The sequence below is a fragment of the Streptomyces shenzhenensis genome, from assembly GCF_021462265.1.
GTDB classification, from domain to species: domain Bacteria; phylum Actinomycetota; class Actinomycetes; order Streptomycetales; family Streptomycetaceae; genus Streptomyces; species Streptomyces shenzhenensis.
Map to the genome: position 1 here is coordinate 279,111 of NZ_JAJONF010000003.1, position 17,991 is coordinate 297,101.

The following is a 17,991-nucleotide window of genomic DNA, read 5'->3' on the forward strand; positions in this document are numbered from 1 at the left end:
CCCAGCGCCCCGAGCGCGCACACCGGCTCAGGCCTTGCGGTGCCCTATCAGCCGCGGCTTCTGCTCCAGGCCGTCCAGGCCGTGCCACGCCAGGTTCACCAGGTGGGCGGCGACCTCCGCCTTCTTCGGACGGCGCACGTCCAGCCACCACTGGCCGGTCAGCGCCACCATGCCCACCAGCGCCTGCGCGTACAGCGGGGCCAGCTTGGGGTCGAAGCCGCGGCTCTTGAACTCGCGGCCCAGGATGTCCTCCACCTGGGTCGCGATGTCCGAGATGAGCGAGGCGAAGGAACCCGTGGACTGCGGGATGGGGGAGTCCCGGACCAGGATCCGGAACCCGTCGGTGTACTCCTCGATGTAGTCGAGCAGCGCGAACGCGGCCTGCTCGCACAGTTCACGGGGGTGACCGGCGGTCAGCGACCCGGTCACCATGTCCAGCAGACGCCGCATCTCCCGGTCCACCACCACCGCGTACAGCCCCTCCTTGCCGCCGAAGTGCTCGTACACCACCGGCTTGGAGACCCCGGCCTTCGACGCGATCTCCTCCACCGAGGTGCCCTCGAACCCCTTCGCGGCGAAGAGGGTGCGACCGATCTCCAACAACTGCTGGCGGCGCTCCGCACCGGTCATGCGGGTACGACGCGCCCGCCGCTGCTTGTCGGGACTGGGGGTGCTGGAGTCGGTCGCCACAGCGTCAATCATGCCGCCTTCGCGCTCTCGGCCCCCTGCCGGGAGCCGCCTTCCCCGGTGTTACGGCGCGAATCGATACGCGAGCGTGACGGCCAGCGCACGTCGTACGCCCAGCCCAGCTGCTCGCACCAGCGGATGATCCGCGCCGAGGAGTCCAGCTGGCCGCGCTCCACGCCGTGCCGCGCCGAGGTCGGGTCGGCGTGGTGCAGGTTGTGCCAGGACTCGCCGCAGGACAGCACCGCCAGCCACCACACGTTGCCCGAGCGGTCCCGCGACTTGAACGGCCGCTTGCCCACCGCGTGGCAGATCGAGTTGATCGACCACGTCACATGGTGCAGCAGCGCCACCCGGACGAGTGAACCCCAGAAGAACGCGGTGAACGCGCCCCACCAGGACATCGTCACCAGACCGCCGATCAGCGGCGGCAGCGCCAGCGACAGAATCGTCCAGTAGACGAACTGCCGGGAGATGGTGCGGATCGCCGGGTCCCTGATCAGATCCGGCGCGTACTTCTCCTGCGAGGTCTGCTCCTCGTCGAACATCCAGGCGATGTGCGCCCACCACAGGCCCTTGATGAGAGCCGGCACGGTCTCCCCGTACCGCCACGGCGAGTGCGGGTCACCCTCGGCGTCGGAGAACTTGTGGTGCTTGCGATGGTCCGCCACCCAGCGCACCAGCGGGCCCTCCACCGCCATCGAGCCCGCGACCGCCAGCGCGATCCTCAGCGGCCGCTTGGCCTTGAACGAGCCGTGGGTGAAATACCGGTGGAAACCGATGGTCACACCGTGACAGCCCAGGTAGTAGAAGAACACCAGCAGGCCCAGGTCGAGCCAGCTCACGCCCCAGCCCCACGCCAGCGGCACCGCCGCCAGCAGCGCGAGAAACGGTACGACGATGAACAGCAGCAGGGTGAGCTGCTCGATCGAACCCTTCTGCTCGCCGCCCAGAGTGGCCGACGTACCAGTCGAACCGGTCGGCTTGTGGGCGTCTTCGATCACATTGGAACCAGACGAGGTCATGCGCGTCCCCTGTGGGGTCGAGGGTTTGAGAGGTGCCGATCCGCGGCGACCGACAGGGACGATAGAGGTACTTCCCTACGGGTCCGTAACCTACGGCAACGTAAGTATGGCAGCGAGGCGTCTCGCAGCAAGAGCCCCAGAACCTGCGCGTCCTCATGGACACCTATCCTTGAAGTCGGTCGGACAGCGCGGTCCGCTCTGTTTTCTTCCCGGATGTCCGGCCCGTATGCGGACAGGTCCCGCCTGCCGCACGGCCGCCTGACGGGTTCCCTCCAGACGAGCTTCAACACTGCAAGGAGCCGCACCTGTGAGCAGTGCCGACGACCAGACCACCACGACCAGCAGCGAGCTGCGCGCCGACATCCGCCGGCTGGGTGACCTTCTCGGCGAGACCCTCGTCCGCCAGGAGGGCCCCGAGCTGCTGGAACTCGTCGAGAGGGTCCGCCGCCTCACCCGCGAGGACGGCGAGGCCGCCGCCGAACTGCTGCGCGGAACCGAACTGGAGACCGCCGCCAAACTGGTCCGCGCCTTCTCCACCTACTTCCACCTCGCCAACGTCACCGAGCAGGTGCACCGCGGCCGTGAGCTGCGCGCCCGCCGTGCCGACGAGGGCGGCGCCCTCGCCCGCACCGCCGACCTCCTCAAGGACGCCGACCCCGAACACCTGCGCCAGAGCGTGCACAACCTCAACGTCCGACCGGTGTTCACGGCGCACCCCACCGAGGCCGCGCGCCGCTCCGTCCTCAACAAGCTCCGGCGCATCGCCGCACTCCTGGACACGCCCGTCATCGAGTCCGACCGCCGCCGCACCGACATCCGCCTCGCCGAGAACATCGACCTGGTCTGGCAGACGGACGAACTGCGCGTCGTCCGCCCGGAGCCCGCCGACGAGGCCCGCAACGCCATCTACTACCTCGACGAACTGCACGCCGACGCGGTCGGCGACGTCCTGGAGGACCTGACGGCGGAACTGGAGCGGGTCGGCGTCAAGCTCCCCGACGACACCCGGCCCCTGACGTTCGGCACCTGGATCGGCGGCGACCGCGACGGCAACCCCAACGTCACCCCCCAGGTCACCTGGGACGTCCTCATCCTCCAGCACGAGCACGGCATCAACGACGCCCTGGAGACCATCGACGAGCTCCGCGGCTTCCTCTCCAACTCCATCCGCTACACCGGCGCCACCGAAGAACTGCTGGAATCCCTCCGCGGCGACCTGGAACGCCTGCCCGAGATCAGCCCCCGCTACAAGCGCCTCAACGCCGAGGAGCCCTACCGCCTCAAGGCCACCTGCATCCGGCAGAAGCTCACCAACACCAAGCAGCGCCTGGCCACCGGCACCCCGCACGAACCCGGCCGCGACTACCTCGGCACCGCCGAGCTCCTCGGCGACCTGCGCCTGATCCAGGCCTCCCTGCGCGAACACCGCGGCAGCCTGTTCGCCGACGGCCGCCTGGCCCGTACGATCCGCACCCTCGCCGCGTTCGGCCTCCAGCTCGCCACCATGGACGTCCGCGAACACGCCGACGCCCACCACCACGCCCTCGGCCAGCTCTTCGACCGCCTCGGCGAGGAATCCTGGCGCTACGCCGACATGCCCCGCGAGTACCGCGCCAAGCTGCTCGCCAAGGAACTCAGGTCGAGAAGGCCGCTGGCCCCCACCCCGGCACCCGTCGACGCGGCCGGCGCCAAGACCCTCGGCGTCTTCGAGACCGTGAAGAAGGCCCTGGAGATCTTCGGCCCCGAGGTCGTCGAGTCGTACATCATCTCCATGTGCCAGGGCGCCGACGACGTCTTCGCCGCCGCCGTCCTCGCCCGCGAGGCAGGCCTGGTCGACCTGCACGCCGGCTGGGCGAAGATCGGCATCGTGCCGCTCCTGGAGACCACCGACGAGCTCAAGGCCGCCGACACCATCCTGGAGGACATGCTCTCCGACCCGTCGTACCGCCGACTGGTGGCACTGCGCGGAGACGTCCAGGAAGTCATGCTCGGCTACTCCGACTCCTCCAAGTTCGGCGGCATCACCACCTCCCAGTGGGAGATCCACCGCGCCCAGCGCCGACTGCGCGACGTCGCCCACCGCTACGGCGTACGCCTGCGCCTCTTCCACGGCCGCGGCGGCACCGTCGGCCGCGGCGGCGGCCCCTCCCACGACGCCATCCTCGCCCAGCCCTGGGGCACCCTGGAGGGCGAGATCAAGGTCACCGAACAGGGCGAGGTCATCTCCGACAAGTACCTGATCCCCTCCCTGGCCAGGGAGAACCTGGAACTGACGGTCGCGGCCACCCTGCAGGCCTCCGCCCTGCACACCGCCCCCCGCCAGTCCGTGGAGGCACTGGCCCGCTGGGACGCCGCCATGGACGTCGTCTCCGACGCCGCCCACGCCGCCTACCGCCGCCTGGTGGAAGACCCGGACCTGCCGACGTACTTCCTCGCGTCGACACCGGTGGACCAGCTCGCCGACCTGCACCTGGGCTCCCGGCCCTCCCGCCGCCCCGGCTCCGGCGTCTCGCTCGACGGCCTGCGCGCCATCCCGTGGGTGTTCGGCTGGACCCAGTCCCGGCAGATCGTCCCCGGCTGGTTCGGCGTCGGCTCCGGCCTGAAGGCGCTGCGCGAAGCCGGTCTGGACACCGTCCTCAGCGAGATGCACGAACAGTGGCACTTCTTCCGCAACTTCGTCTCCAACGTCGAGATGACCCTCGCCAAGACCGACCTGCGGATCGCCCAGCACTACGTGGACACACTCGTCCCCGACGAACTCAAGCACGTGTTCGACACCATCCGCGAAGAACACGAACTGACCGTCGCCGAAGTCCTCAAGATCACCGGAGAGGCCGAACTCCTCGACGCCACCCCGGTCCTCAAGCAGACCTTCACCATCCGCGACGCCTACCTGGACCCGATCTCCTACCTCCAGGTCGCCCTGCTCAAGCGCCAGCGCGAAGCGGCGGCGGCCGGAGAACAGGCCGACCCGCTGCTCGCCCGCGCGCTGCTGCTCACCGTCAACGGCGTGGCGGCGGGCCTGCGCAACACCGGCTGACCACGGCCGGACACAGCGGTGCCCCCGGGGTCGCACACCCCGGGGGCACCCCTCGTCTCACCGCACCCCTCGTCTCACTGCACCGCGGCGAACGCCACCGTGAGCAGCGCGAGCCCCGAACCACCCAGCACCCACGCCGCCCGGCGCAGCCGCAGGCCCCCGGCCACCACCACCGACGCCAGCAGCAACGCACCGCCGAACGGCACCCAGGCGTACAGCACCCCGGCGGGACCGGACCGGACCACATCATCGGTGCCCGGCTTCACGACCACGTCGTACGTCCGCCCCTTGCGCACCGCGACCGACTTGCCGATGACGACGGCGGCACGCGCCGACGCACCCGCCGACACCGGCGTGAACGGCCCCGTGCAGGTGTCCGCACCGCACGCCGTCACCCTGACCGTGCCCCGCTCCTTGCCCTTCGTCAGCATCACGTGCTGCGCGGTCCCCCAGGACCCCCACACCCCGGCGACCAGGATCAGCACGGCGACCGCGCCCATCGACACGACACGCAGCGCGTCGACCGGGGCCGTACGGGAGGAAGCGGCGGAGGCAGCAGGCATGGCCGGGATCATTGGCCATGTCCCTACGGCCGGTCAACTGCCCTGGGGGACAAGTCAGGAGTTGTACGAGCTTTGCGCCCGCTCCAACCCCTCGGCGACCAGCGCCTCCACCGCGTCGGCGGCCCGGTCCACGAAGTAGTCCAGCTCCTTGCGCTCGCTCGAGGAGAAGTCCTTCAGCACGAAGTCGGCGACCTGCATACGACCCGGAGGCCGCCCGATCCCGAACCGCACCCGGTGATAGTCCGGACCCATCGCCTTCGTCATCGACTTCAGGCCGTTGTGCCCGTTGTCGCCGCCCCCCAGCTTGAGACGGAGAACGCCGTAGTCGATGTCGAGCTCGTCGTGGATCGCCACGATGTTCGCAGGCGGCACCTTGTAGAAGTCGCGCAGCGCGTTCACAGGACCACCGGACAGGTTCATGAACGACATCGGCTTGGCCAGCACCACCCGCCGACCGCCCGGCCCCGGCGCCCCCAGCCGCCCCTCCACGACCTGAGCCTGCGCCTTCCCGGCCCGCTTGAACTTCCCCCCGATCCGCCCGGCGAGCAACTCCACGACCATGAACCCGACGTTGTGCCGGTTCATCGCGTACTCAGGCCCGGGATTACCGAGCCCGACGATCAGCCAGGGCGCGCCTGCGGAGGCGCCGCCTGCGGTGGTGGTCACGTCCATGTCTCCTTCATACGCGCCAGCCGCCGCTCCCGGGGGGAACGGCGGCTGACCGTCGAACAACCGCTTACCGCTCACCGCTGCACGGCGGCCGCCTCGTAGGGCTGCCGCTGTGTGGCGGGCGCCTACCGCGTAGCTGCCGCTGTGTGGCGGGCGCCTACCGCGTGGTCACCGCTGTGTGGCGGCGCCCACCATATGGCTGCCGCTGTGGGCAGGCGTTCCGCAGGGCGATGGGATCCCCCCCCCGCGCGAGCGAAGCCGAGCGTGGGGGAGGGTGGGCACAGCCACCAGTGCCGGGCGCCAGTTCAGCAGACGGCGCCTGAACCGACGGCTCAGGCCTCAGCGGCTCCCTCGGCCTCGCCCTCGGTCGCCTCCTCCGCCTGCGCGGACAGGACCTGGAGGACGACCGCGTCCTCCTCGACGGCCAGGGACACCCCGGACGGCAGGGTGATGTCCTTGGCGAGGACGGAGGCGCCGGCCTCCAGGCCCTCGATGGAGACTGAGACGGCCTCGGGGATGTGGGTGGCCTCGGCCTCGACCGGCAGCGCGTTCAGCACGTGCTCCAGCAGGTAACCGCCGGGGGCCAGCTCGCCCTCGGTGTGCACCGGGATCTCGACCGTGACCTTCTCGCCGCGCTTGACCAGCTGCAGGTCGACGTGCTCAAGGTAACCCTTGATCGCATCGCGCTGCACGGACTTCGGGATCGCCAGCTCGTTGGACTTGCCGTCGATGTCCAGGGAGATCAGGACGTTCGACGTACGCAGCGCGAGCAGCAGCTCGTGGCCCGGCAGGGTCAGGTGGATCGGGTCCGAACCGTGGCCGTACAGGACACCGGGGACCTTGCTGTCACGACGGATACGGCGCGCGGCACCCTTGCCGAACTCGGTGCGCGTCTGGGCGGCGATCTTCACTTCGGACATGTGATCACTCCTCGTAGGTAGAGACGGACGTGGTTACCCGGCCACGAACGGCCTGCTACGAAGAGCGCGTCGATAACGGACCGCCGACACCTGCACACAACAGGTACGGCCTCCCTCGCCGAGCAACCTGAGCAGTCTACTCGGAGGGGGAGGCCGTACCCAAAACGATCTTCAGCGGCGGTCAGCGCAGCCGGTGCAGAAACCTCACTGCTCGTCGAACAGGCTCGTCACCGAACCGTCCTCGAACACCTCACGCACCGCACTCGCGATCGTCGGCGCGATCGACAGCACCGTGATCTTGTCCAGATCCCGGCTCAGCTCACCCGGCGTCGGCAGCGTGTTCGTCAGCACGAACTCACTCACCCGCGAGTTCTTCAGCCGGTCCGCCGCCGGACCCGACAGCACACCGTGCGTGGCGGTGACGATCACGTCCTCGGCACCGTGCGCGAACAACGCGTCCGCCGCCGCGCAGATGGTGCCACCCGTGTCGATCATGTCGTCGACCAGCACACACACCCGGCCCTCGACCTCACCCACGACCTCGTGCACCGTGACCTGGTTCGCCACGTCCTTGTCACGCCGCTTGTGCACGATGGCCAGAGGCGCACCGAGCCGGTCGCACCACCGGTCCGCCACCCGCACCCGGCCGGCGTCCGGGGACACCACGGTCAGCTTGCCCTTGTCCACCTTCCCGCCCACGTAGTCCGCGAGCAGCGGAAGCGCGAACAGATGGTCCACCGGGCCGTCGAAGAAACCCTGGATCTGGTCCGTGTGCAGATCCACGGTCAGGATCCGGTCCGCACCCGCCGTCTTCATCAGATCCGCGACCAGCCGCGCCGAGATCGGTTCACGACCCCGGTGCTTCTTGTCCTGCCGCGCGTAACCGTAGAACGGCACGATCACGGTGATGGACCGCGCCGACGCACGCTTCAGCGCGTCGATCATGATCAACTGCTCCATGATCCACTGATTGATCGGAGCCGTGTGGCTCTGGATCACGAAGCAGTCAGCACCACGCGCCGACTCCTGATAGCGGACGTAGATCTCACCGTTCGCGAAGTCGAAGGCCTTCGTCGGGACGACCCCGACACCCAGCTGCTGGGCGACCTCCTCGGCAAGCTCGGGGTGGGCGCGGCCGGAGAAGAACATCATCTTCTTCTCGCCGGTCGTCTTGATCCCGGTCACAGCACTGTCTCCTCAGAGGTGTCTCAGCCGTACAGCCGGACCTCCAGCGCCCTGTGTGCCGGGCGCGGAAGCGAATCAGCTGGTTAGGTGCGGGTGTGCACTTATCACGGTACGACGTCTTCGGCGCACCTGTTTCCGGTCAGTCCTCGTTCGTACCCCGCCGGGAAGCCGCCTCGGCGGCCTTCGCCGCCGAACTCCCCGGACGCTTACGAGCCACCCAACCCTCGATATTCCGCTGCTGACCGCGGGCCACGGCCAGCGAACCGGGCGGCACATCCTTCGTGATCACAGACCCCGCAGCGGTGTACGCACCGTCCCCGATCGTGACAGGCGCCACAAACATGTTGTCCGAGCCCGTCTTGCAGTGCGACCCCACAGTCGTGTGGTGCTTGCTCTCCCCGTCGTAGTTCACGAACACACTGGCCGCACCGATGTTCGAGTACTCGCCGATCGACGCGTCACCCACATAGGAGAGATGCGGAATCTTCGTCCCCTCCCCGATCGACGCGTTCTTCGTCTCCACGTACGTACCGATCTTGCCCTTCGCACCCAACCGGGTCCCCGGCCGCAGATAGGCATACGGTCCCACGGACGCACCCGCACCGATATGAGAGGAATAAGACACCGTGTTGTCCACCCGCGCCCCCGCACCCACCCGCGTGTCCTTCAGCCGGCTGTTCGGCCCGACCTCGGCACCCCGCGCAAGATGCGTGGACCCCTGCAACTGCGTCCCCGGATTGACCACGACATCCTGCTCGAACGTAACCGTCACGTCGACCCACGTCGTCGCCGGATCCACCACGGTCACACCCTCCAGCATCGCCCGCTCCAGCAGCCGGTCGTTGAGGATCCGCCGCGCCTGGGCCAACTGCACCCGGTTGTTGATCCCGGCGATCTCCCGGTGGTCACCCGCCACCGAGGCCCCCACCCGGTGCCCGGCCTCCCGCAGAATCCCGAGAACATCCGTCAGGTACTCCTCACCCTGACTGTTGTTCGTCCGCACCTTCCCCAGCGCGTCCGCGAGCAGCCGCCCGTCGAACGCGAACACCCCGGAGTTGATCTCCCGGATCACCCGCTGCGCCTCGGACGCGTCCTTGTGCTCCACGATGGCCGTCACGGCCCCGGAGGCCGCGTCGCGCACGATACGGCCGTAACCCGTCGCGTCCGGCACCTCCGCCGTCAGCACCGTCACGGCGTTGCCGTCGCCTTGATGCGCCTTGGTGAGCCCCCGCAACGTCGCCCCGGTCAACAGCGGGGTGTCACCGCAGACCACGACCACGGTCCCGTCGACCGCCCCGCCCAGCTCCTCCAGCGCCATCCGCACGGCGTGCCCGGTGCCGTTCTGCCGCTCCTGCACGGCGGTACGCACGGTGGCGTCGACCTCGCCGAGGTGAGCGGCGACCTGCTCGCGTGCGTGCCCGACGACGACGATCAGGTTCTCCGGGTCCAACTCGCGTGAGGCGGCGAGCACATGACCCACCAGGGAGCGGCCGCAGATCTCATGCAGGACCTTCGGTGTGGCCGACTTCATACGGGTGCCCTCGCCCGCTGCGAGAACGACGACGGCTGCCGGGCGAATGGCGCTCACGGAGTTGCCCTTCGGCTTTTTGGACGGGTGGGGGTGACACCCGCAGGATACCGGGGCGTTTCGTGGGGGACATGAGAGCGGGTCCTGACGGTGCTGTCGCTAGTCAGGACCCGAACCGAGCGTGCTCCCCTGCCAGGACTCGAACCTGGAACAAATCATCCAAAGTGACCCGTGTTGCCGATTACACCACAGGGGATGGCAAAAGCTCCCTAAACGGACATTTAGTTATTCCGTCGCGGTCGCGCCACCTACTATGCCGCACCACCAGCCCTCGATGCGACGGTACAAGTCGGCCCCCTGGAGGACTTTGATCACTAGGCAACCCCGATAGCCGTCGCCGACGTTCTTGCGAACCGTTTTGGGGTTGTGCTTCTTGAGTGTCGTCTTGTTGAAGGCTGAGGCGTCGGCGCCAACCAGCTCTGCCCAGTACTGCTCGGCGCCCAAGACGTCGCCGCTCTCGTGGATCATGACGCTGAACCGCAGGCGTTTGCGCTCGACTTTGAGCAGGTCGAGCCAGGCGAGGTAGACCTTGATCATGCCTGGGTCGCTGTTGACGAAGATGACATTCTCGCGGCGGTCGTAGGACTTGTCCTTGCTGCCCTCCGCCCAGTAGAGGCCGACGCCCACCAGGAACAGTTCGCGGGCCGAGAGGGTGCCGATCGACTGCTTTGCCTCCGCCTTCGTCTGCTGGCGTTCTTCGTCGCGGATGCGCAGTGTCTCGTCCCAGCCCCTCCTGGCGATGGCTGCGGCTTCCTCGCGGCTGCGTTTCCGCTCCGGCGTCGGCAGATCCCTTACCCACAACGAGATCGAGCTCTTCGAGCACCCCAGTTCCACCTGGATCTGGTCGTAGGTCCACCCCTGGAGCCGCAGCTCCCGTGCCCTTTCCCTCAGGTCGTCCTTCGCGTTCGGGCGCTTTGTCCATTCCGGAGGGGGCTCGCCCTCCAGGAGGCGGTTGAGGATGTCGTTGTTGTGGACGTGCAGGCGGTCGCGGATCTGGCGGCGGCTGAGTCCCGTCCGCCGCAGCGCCACCGCCTGTTCCCGCAGGCTCTCGAAGTCCTGGTACTTGCTGTGTGGATGTGCCATGGGCATACCGTCTGGGCGGAATGATCGGTTCCGTGGTCGAACGGGGTGTGGTTCAGCAGTTCGAGCGATACCGAGGGGTTTTGGTGTTGTTCGGGTTACGGAGTGTGGTGTAGGTGAGTAGACGAAACTCACCGGAAAAGCCCACCCTCGCGCCCGTAGGCTTGAGGCATGACCACGACGGGGGCAGACCACGCGACGGCCTTGACCGGGCCGTGGTGGTGGTCGAGGTGGCGTAGCGCGGTTCTGGACGTGGTGCTCGCACTGGTGTCGGCGCTGGAGTGCGCCGCGGAGGGGGTTCCGTTCGCGCGGGACGCGGGGATCCCGTTGCCGGCGGGGGTCGTGTTCGGTCTGCTGGCCGGTTCCGTGCTGGTGCTGCGCCGGAAGTGGCCGATCGCCGTGGTGCTGGTCGCGATCGCGATCACGCCGGCCCAGATGGGTTTCCTGATGGGCATCGTCGGCCTGTACACCCTTGCCGCGGCGGAGTTGCCGAGGCGGATCATCGTGGCGCTGGCGGGCATGTCGCTGGTGGGGATGATGATCGTGACGTTCGTGCGGGTGAAGCAGGACATGGCGCGGGGTGATCTGACGCTGGGGGACTGGTTCGTGCCCTTCGCGGCGGTGACCACCTCGCTGGGGCTGACCGCTCCGCCGGTGCTGCTGGGGCTGTACGTGGGTGCCCGGCGGCGGCTGATGGAGAGCCTGCGGGAGCGGGCGGACAGTCTGGAGCGGGAGCTTCAGCTGCTCGCGGAGCGGGCGGAGGAGCGTGCGGAGTGGGCCCGGGGCGAGGAGCGGACGCGGATCGCGCGCGAGATGCATGACGTGGTCGCGCACCGGGTGTCGTTGATGGTGGTGCATGCGGCGGCGTTGCAGGCGGTGGCGCGGAAGGATCCGGAGAAGGCGGTGCGGAACGCGGCGCTGGTGGGTGACATGGGGCGCCAGGCGTTGACGGAGCTGCGGGAGATGCTGGGTGTGCTGCGGTCGGGGGAGGGTGCTCAGCGGCGTACGGCTTCGGCCTCGGCCTCGGTTGTGTCCGTGTCGGCTTCGGTGCCGTTGGCCGCGGTGGGGGCGGCGGCCGCGGCGGCGGCTTCCCGGGTGGCGGAGGAGGAGGGGCCGTGGCTGTCGGAGTTGGAGGTGCTGATCGGGCAGTCGGCGGCGGCGGGGATGGTGGTGGATCTGTCGGTCGAGGGTGCGGTGCGGTCGTACGCGGCGGAGATCGAGCAGACGGCGTTCCGGGTGGTGCAGGAGGCGCTGACGAACGTCCACAAGCATGCGGCGGGTGCGAAGACGCATGTGCGGCTGGCGCATCGGGTGGCGGAGATCGCGATGCAGGTGGAGAACGAGCCGCCGCCGGAGCCGGCGTCGGCGGCGTCTGCCGGGCTGCCCTCGGGTGGGAACGGTCTGGTGGGGATGCGTGAGCGGGTGCTGGGGTTGGGTGGGGTGTTCGTGTCGGGGCCGACGGATGCCGGGGGGTTTCGGGTGTCGGCGGTGATACCGGCGGTGTGACCGCCTGGTTGCGTCTGGTTGCGTCTGGTTACGCCGGGTTATGCCTGGGTGGTGAGGCGGTGGGGTTCGAGGCCGGCGATGAGGGTGGTCAGGGCGTGGTCGATGTCGGGGCCGACGTACCAGTCGCCGGTGTGGTCGAGGGTGTAGACGCGGCCCTCGGCGTCGATGGCGAGGAGTGCGTGGGTGTCGGTCTCCGCGCCGAGGGGGCAGAGCTCGGTGTCGAGGGCGCGGCCCAGGTCGCCGAGGGTGCGGGCGAGGTGGAGGCCGTGCAGAGGGTCGATGTGGAGCGCGGCGGGGGCGATCTGGCGGCCGGTGCCGGTCGGTTTGATGTGCAGGCCGCCGAACTCGGCCCAGGCCTCGACGGCGGCGGGGAAGACGGCGTGCCGGTGGCCGGCGGGTGAGGCGTGGCCGCGCAGGGTGTCGGCCCAGACCTCGGCCTGCTTTATGTCCCAGCGTCCGGGGAGCCAGCCGGCGGTGCGCAGGGCCGCGTCGACGGGCACGGAGAAGCGCGTGGAGGAGGTGCGGTCGGCGTGCATCTGCCCTTCGTTCGTGTGTGGTGCGGGTGCGGGTGCTGGCTGTGGGGCCTGTGGTGCGTGTGTGGGGGTGGTGGGTGCGTCAGGCGTCGGTGGTGGGGTCGACGACGCGGACGCCGAAGTGGGCGGTGAGGGCGGCGCAGGCCCGGCAGGGGGCGGCGAAGCTGCCGTGCAGGGGGTCGCCGTCCTCGCGTATGCGGCGGGCGGTGAGCTTGGCCTGCTTGAGGGATTTGCGGGCTTCGCCGTTGGTCATGGGTTTGCGGGCGGCGCGTTTGCTGCGGGCGCTGTCGGCGGCGCTGATGTGCCGTGAGATGAGGATGGCTTCGGCGCAGCGGCCGGTGAAGCGGTCGCGCTGGCCGCTGGGGAGGGTGTCGAGGAACTCCTGGACCAGCGGGTGCAGTGGGGGCGGCTGGTCGCCGCGGGCGGCGGTGCCGGTGAGGGTGGCGCCGCGGACGGAGAGGGCGGCGGCGACGGTGGGCAGGATGCCGTCGCGGCGGTGCTGGAGGGCGGGGACGGGAGGTGTCTCGGTGCTGCTCCAGTCGATACGGGGGTCGCCGTCGGTGGTGCCGTGGATGGCGCCGCGGCCGGCGCCGGGCGTGGCGGTGTGCGGTCCCGTCTGTGTGCCGTTCATGATCGTCTTCCCCTCCCGGGCATCCCCCCGAAAGTCACAGACTGCCAAATCCGGTGGCGGGTGTGGTAGCTGGGGCGGTGCGACACGCCCGGGTTTGGGCGCGCTGTCACGGCGGGGTGACGGCTGGTCACGGAACCGGAGGGCCGGTGACCGGGGTTCGCGTACCGCATAGGCTGTCGGCACCGCGATGGGCGCGGTCGACGCGTCTGGGACGTGGGAGAGACAGCCGGATACGGGCCGTGGCGCGCCGCAGGGGTGTGGTACCGGGCCGTACAGAGTGCCGCAGGGGGCATCCGTCATGACGACAGGTCGGCTCGGGCTGGGGGCACCGCCCAGCGGCCAGGCCGGGGGACAGGCCGCGCCGCCGAACGCGGCCTACGCCGGGCAGGTCGTGCACTTCCCGGATCCGGTCCGGGCGGCACGTCACCCGAGAGGGGTACGGGTCGACGAGCGTGGCTATCCCGACTTCTCGCCTTACGCGCGCGCGGCGGCGGAGATCGCCGATCCGCCGGAGGGCTTCGGTGTCGACGAGTTGCGGCTGACGGACTTCGTGTCCGCGAACGCGGTGCTGGCGGCTTCGGGTCATGAACTGTGGGACACGGTGCCTGCGGTGGCGACGCCGCACGGCTGGACGTGGCATCACGTGGTCGGGTCGCGGCGGCTGGAGCTGGTTCCGGTCGAGGTGAAGGCGTTGCTGCGGCATCACGGCGGGGTGGCGACGGCACGGGTGGACCACGGGAAGCGCGGAACGCGCCCGTTGCAGGAGACCCGTCCGGCGCACTTCGGGCTGCCGAAGTCGGGTGTGGCGGTGTCGGAGTCGCAGGTGCAGGGGGTCGAGGAGGACCTCGGGTACCGGCTGCCGGGTGCGTACCGTACGTTCCTGAAGGCGGCGGGCGGGTGCGCGCCGGTGGGCACGGCGTTGGACGCCGGTCTCGGACTGCTGCTGGACCAGCCGTTCTTCACGGTCCGTGACGAGGCGGCGGTGAACGACCTTGTGTACGTCAACAAGTGCCTGCGTGACCATCTGACCAAGGACTACCTGGGCGTCAGTTTCGTGCAGGGCGGCCTGCTGGCGGTGAAGGTGAGGGGCGACCGGCTGGGTTCGGTGTGGTTCTGTGCGTACGACGACGCGCGTGACGTGGATCCGGGGCTGCCGCCGGCGGAGCGGGTGGAGCGTCTGCTGTTGCCGTGCGGTGAGGACTTCGACGTGTTCCTGTCGCGGCTGGCGGGGTCTCCGCCGGAGTTGGAGACGGTGGCGAACCTGATGGTCGACGGTGGTTTCGCGCGTGCCGTGCCGTTGTCTTCCGACGGCTCGGGGGAGTGAGGTCGGGCATGGTGACGTTCGCGCAGGCGCAGGAGCGCGCGGAAGAGTGGATCAACGGTGACGTGCCGGCGTACCAGCATCGTGAGGTGCGGGTACGGGAGTTCGGCCTCGGGTTCGTGGTGTGGGGTGAGGACCGGGCGGAGGGCCCGCGGTCGGACGCGGGCGGGCAGCGGCTGGTCATCGCCCGGGACAGCGGTGAGGCCACGTTGTGGCCGGCGCTGCCGGTGGGCGAGGTGGTCCGCCGGTACGAGGAGGAGTACGGCCGTGAGGCGGAGGTCGCCGACGCGGTGCCGGCGCCCGCGGCCCGGGTGGACCTGAACCAGACGTCGTTCTTGCTGAGTCCTCCGGAGTGGCTCCAGGAGGCGGCGGACAAGCTGGGTATTCCGGATCGGCGGTCGGGGGGTGACGGGGCGTCGGCGGGTGCGGGTGCGGGTTCCGTTTCCGGCTCTGGCTCCGGGCCCGGTTCCGGTTCCGGTTCCGATGGGCTTGCCGAGACGCAGGCCGGGGTGCCGGGGGCTTCTGGTGGGGCCGGTCCGGCGGGGAGCGGTGGTGCTTCCTGGCCGCCGGCCGCGGCGGGCGCCGGGGCCGGGGCGGCCGCCGGGGCGCGGGGTGCGGCGAGTGGGCTCGACGTGCCTGCCGGTGCGACTCCTTGGGCCGGTACCGACACGAACGCCGATGCCGGTGAGGACCGTTCCGTCCCGCTGCCCGCCACGGTGTTCGCACCGCCGCTGGGCGATGCCGACGACGGTGTCCTGGGAGACGCCGAGACGGCGCTGATGGCGGGCGGCAGTCAGCTGCCCCGCACGGCGGTGTCCCCGGCGCTCGACGATGCGAGTACGCGGGAGGTGCGGGGCCGTGCGCCGCAGGGCGGTACGCCTGAGCCGCCTCCGCGGGACGCGCCGTCGTACGGCTACCCGCAGGGACCGGCGGCTCCGGGCGCACCGGCTCAGCCGCAGGTGCCCGCGCCTTCCTACGGTTACCCGCAGGCGCCGCCTGCTCCGGGCTACGGCTATCCGCAGGTAACGGCCGGTGCCGGTCCGGGCGCGCCCCAGCCGCCGGTGAATCCGGCGAATCCGGCGGGTCCCGCGAATCCGGCTCCTCCGGCTGCTCCACCCGGTCCGGCCGGTCCGGCCGCTCCCAGTCGGCCTCTCGCGCCGAACGCCAGTGACATAGCGGAAGCCGCGACGAGCCGGGCCGCGCCTCCTCCGCGCAGGGCGCGTGGCGGGGCCGGTGCGCCGCCTCCGCCGCCGGGCGTCCCGGGAGCGCCGGGCGCCCACCCTGCGGGCACGCCTCAGCCGCCCGCGCCGGCGGCTGGGTACGCGCCGACGCAGATGGTGTCGGCGCAGGTTCCCGAAGGGCCCGAGACGCCGGCGCAGGTGCCGGGCCCGCAGACTCCGCCGGGCGCCCCCGACTCGCCCCGCACGCCGGGCGTTCCGGGCAACGTGCCTCCGGGCCACGTGCCTCCGGGTGACGCGCATCGCGCTGCCACGATGCTGGCCGGGCCGAGCGGAGTGGGCGGGGGCGCGCAGCAGCCTCCGGGCGCCCCGGGTGTGCCTCCCGCGCCGGGCGCACCCCAGCCCCCGAACGCCCCCGGTGTGCCTCCCGCCCCCGGCGGCGCGGCGGTTCACCACGCGGAGACGGTGCTGGCGGCACCCCCGGTGGTCGCTCCGGGTGCTCCCGGTATGCCGCCGGGCGCTCCGCAGACGCCGCCGCGGATGCCCCCGCAGATGCCGCCCCCGATGCCGGCCGGTGCGATGCCGCCGCCCGGTCAGCCGGTGCCCGGTCAGCCTCCGGGGTACGGCTACCCGCAGCAGGGGCAGCCGACGGTGGGCCCCGGCTACCAGGCGGTGCTGCGCTACCGGGCGCAGGACGGTTCGGAGCAGCAGCTGATCCGGCGTTCGGCGCCGGGCACGCCGCACCCGGAGTGGCAGATCTTCCACGAGCTGCGGGCGATGAACGTGCCGCCGGACCAGGTGCTGGAGCTGCACACGGAGCTGGAGCCGTGCGAGCTGCCGGGTGCCTACTGCGCGCGGATGATCCGGGAGCAGTGGCCGCAGGCGCGGCTGGCGAGCATCGCGCCGTACGGGACGGATCACGCCAGCCGGCAGCAGGGGATGCGTCAGTTGCTGGCGCATCAGGGCGAGTTGCACCAGGTGGCGGCGGGTCCCGCGCGGCCCGCGCCGGTGCGGGCGCCGTTGCCGCAGGTGCAGGCCGCGCCGCCGGTCCCGCCGGAGGCGATCGCGCAGGAGCTGGCGGCTGCGTTCGGTCCTGGCATGTTCCGGTTCGAGCAGGCGGCGGTGTCGCGGCAGGGGGTGCCGCCGATCGTGGCGCACACGCTGGTGGTGGCGGGGCTGCCGCTGGACATGGGGCCGTTCTTCTGGGCGCAGGCGCAGCCCGGCCGTCCGGTGCCGACGCTGGCGGAGCTGGCGCAGGAGCGCGGGTTGCAGCCGGCGTCGGACGCGGCGTCGTACCTCGTCATGGGGACCGACTTCGGCAAGGCGCTCTGCGTGCAGTACGGCACCGCGAACATCGTGGCCGTGCCCGTCGAGGCGGGGCCGGGCGGGGCGTCCGTGCCGCCGCAGTTCGTGAACACGGGGCTGCCCGAGTTCGCTCGCTGTCTGGCCCTGCTGGGCCGGATGTGGCGGCTCAGGTTCGGCCTGAACCAGGAGCAGGCGGGCCGCTGGACCGTCGACTTCCAGGCGCAGCTGGCCTCGCTGGACCCGGCGGCGCTCGGTTCGCCGGAGAGCTGGTGGTCGGTGCTGCTGGAGCAGATGTGGGACGGTCTGCTGTGACGCGAGGCTGAGACGGCTGTCATGGGGGCCGGTCGGGTCGGTTGACCTGACCGGCCCCCACGCGCGTGCCCGGCGCCCGTTCCGTACGCGCATGGCGGGCGGGTGGACTTCACGCCGCCGGAGCGGGTCGGCGGCGAAGTGGTGTCGGTCCCCGGGCTCGTTCCACGGGGCCGGGGACCTGGTGCAGGAGACCGTGCCGCGCGCCTGGAGGGCCGGTGAGCGCTACGACCCCGCGCGGCCGGCCGTTCTTCCCGGGCGGCGGTCCGCCCGCCGAGCTGGAGCGCGTGTCATGGGAAGGCGTGGGTGCGACGGTGCCGGCCCGTCACCGCAGGGCGCGCGGGTGACGGTTCACGCCCCCTGACGTGCTTCTCACCCGCTGGCATGGCTTGCGCTGTTTCCAGCGTGGCATGCGGAGTGTCGTGTTATGAACACTTACGTCCGATCCATCAAG

The 17,991-nt window shown here is 70.6% G+C and carries 14 protein-coding genes and 1 tRNA gene; 4 read left to right on the plus strand and 11 right to left on the minus strand.

What is annotated here, in order from left to right; genetic code table 11:
- Window positions 1-27: 27 nt before the first annotated feature.
- Window positions 28-702, minus strand: a complete 675-nt coding sequence (locus LQ326_RS05840) for a TetR/AcrR family transcriptional regulator (protein WP_234533354.1) — start codon at window positions 700-702, stop codon at window positions 28-30.
- Window positions 699-1,709 (minus strand): acyl-CoA desaturase, encoded by a 1,011-nt coding sequence (locus LQ326_RS05845; RefSeq protein ID WP_234533356.1) that lies wholly within the window; start codon window positions 1,707-1,709, stop codon window positions 699-701. Before LQ326_RS05845 ends, LQ326_RS05840 begins: the two co-directional genes overlap by 4 nt.
- 307 nt (window positions 1,710-2,016) lie before the next feature.
- On the opposite strand from LQ326_RS05845, the gene ppc reads away from it, so the two are divergent.
- A complete protein-coding gene (ppc, locus tag LQ326_RS05850; RefSeq protein WP_234533359.1) occupies window positions 2,017-4,749 on the plus strand; it encodes a phosphoenolpyruvate carboxylase in 2,733 nt (910 codons plus the stop codon).
- Window positions 4,750-4,823: 74 nt separating this feature from the next.
- On the opposite strand, the gene LQ326_RS05855 is transcribed toward ppc, so the two are convergent.
- From LQ326_RS05855 to LQ326_RS05885, 7 genes are all read right to left on the minus strand, one after another.
- A complete protein-coding gene (locus tag LQ326_RS05855; protein ID WP_234533361.1) occupies window positions 4,824-5,324 on the minus strand; it encodes a hypothetical protein in 501 nt (166 codons plus the stop codon).
- A gap of 42 nt (window positions 5,325-5,366) precedes the next feature.
- Window positions 5,367-5,984 (minus strand): aminoacyl-tRNA hydrolase, encoded by a 618-nt coding sequence (gene pth / locus LQ326_RS05860; protein WP_234533363.1) that lies wholly within the window; start codon window positions 5,982-5,984, stop codon window positions 5,367-5,369.
- A gap of 329 nt (window positions 5,985-6,313) precedes the next feature.
- Window positions 6,314-6,901: a 50S ribosomal protein L25/general stress protein Ctc gene (locus LQ326_RS05865; RefSeq protein WP_234533365.1), complete on the minus strand. Its 588-nt coding sequence runs from the start codon at window positions 6,899-6,901 to the stop codon at window positions 6,314-6,316.
- Between the two features lie 204 nt (window positions 6,902-7,105).
- Window positions 7,106-8,086 (minus strand): ribose-phosphate diphosphokinase, encoded by a 981-nt coding sequence (locus LQ326_RS05870; RefSeq protein WP_234533367.1) that lies wholly within the window; start codon window positions 8,084-8,086, stop codon window positions 7,106-7,108.
- Window positions 8,087-8,225: 139 nt separating this feature from the next.
- Complete coding sequence (gene glmU / locus LQ326_RS05875; RefSeq protein WP_234533369.1) at window positions 8,226-9,674, minus strand: bifunctional UDP-N-acetylglucosamine diphosphorylase/glucosamine-1-phosphate N-acetyltransferase GlmU; 1,449 nt, start codon at window positions 9,672-9,674, stop codon at window positions 8,226-8,228.
- A 124-nt stretch (window positions 9,675-9,798) separates the two neighbouring features.
- Window positions 9,799-9,870, minus strand: a tRNA-Gln gene (locus LQ326_RS05880).
- Window positions 9,871-9,899: 29 nt separating this feature from the next.
- Window positions 9,900-10,757, minus strand: a complete 858-nt coding sequence (locus tag LQ326_RS05885; RefSeq protein WP_234533372.1) for a hypothetical protein — start codon at window positions 10,755-10,757, stop codon at window positions 9,900-9,902.
- Window positions 10,758-10,925: 168 nt separating this feature from the next.
- Between LQ326_RS05885 and LQ326_RS05890 the strand changes: the two genes are divergently transcribed.
- Entirely contained in the window at window positions 10,926-12,260 is a 1,335-nt protein-coding gene (locus LQ326_RS05890) for a sensor histidine kinase (RefSeq protein WP_234533374.1), read from the plus strand.
- Window positions 12,261-12,298: 38 nt separating this feature from the next.
- On the opposite strand, the gene LQ326_RS05895 is transcribed toward LQ326_RS05890, so the two are convergent.
- Both LQ326_RS05895 and LQ326_RS05900 read right to left on the minus strand, forming a co-directional pair.
- Complete coding sequence (locus LQ326_RS05895) at window positions 12,299-12,796, minus strand: SUKH-3 domain-containing protein (RefSeq protein WP_234533376.1); 498 nt, start codon at window positions 12,794-12,796, stop codon at window positions 12,299-12,301.
- A 79-nt stretch (window positions 12,797-12,875) separates the two neighbouring features.
- Complete coding sequence (locus LQ326_RS05900) at window positions 12,876-13,424, minus strand: YwqJ-related putative deaminase (RefSeq protein ID WP_234533378.1); 549 nt, start codon at window positions 13,422-13,424, stop codon at window positions 12,876-12,878.
- A 298-nt stretch (window positions 13,425-13,722) separates the two neighbouring features.
- Between LQ326_RS05900 and LQ326_RS05905 the strand changes: the two genes are divergently transcribed.
- Window positions 13,723-14,748: an SMI1/KNR4 family protein gene (locus LQ326_RS05905; RefSeq protein WP_234533380.1), complete on the plus strand. Its 1,026-nt coding sequence runs from the start codon at window positions 13,723-13,725 to the stop codon at window positions 14,746-14,748.
- An 8-nt stretch (window positions 14,749-14,756) separates the two neighbouring features.
- Window positions 14,757-17,540, plus strand: a complete 2,784-nt coding sequence (locus LQ326_RS05910; RefSeq protein ID WP_234533381.1) for an SUKH-4 family immunity protein — start codon at window positions 14,757-14,759, stop codon at window positions 17,538-17,540.
- Window positions 17,541-17,991: the final 451 nt, after the last annotated feature.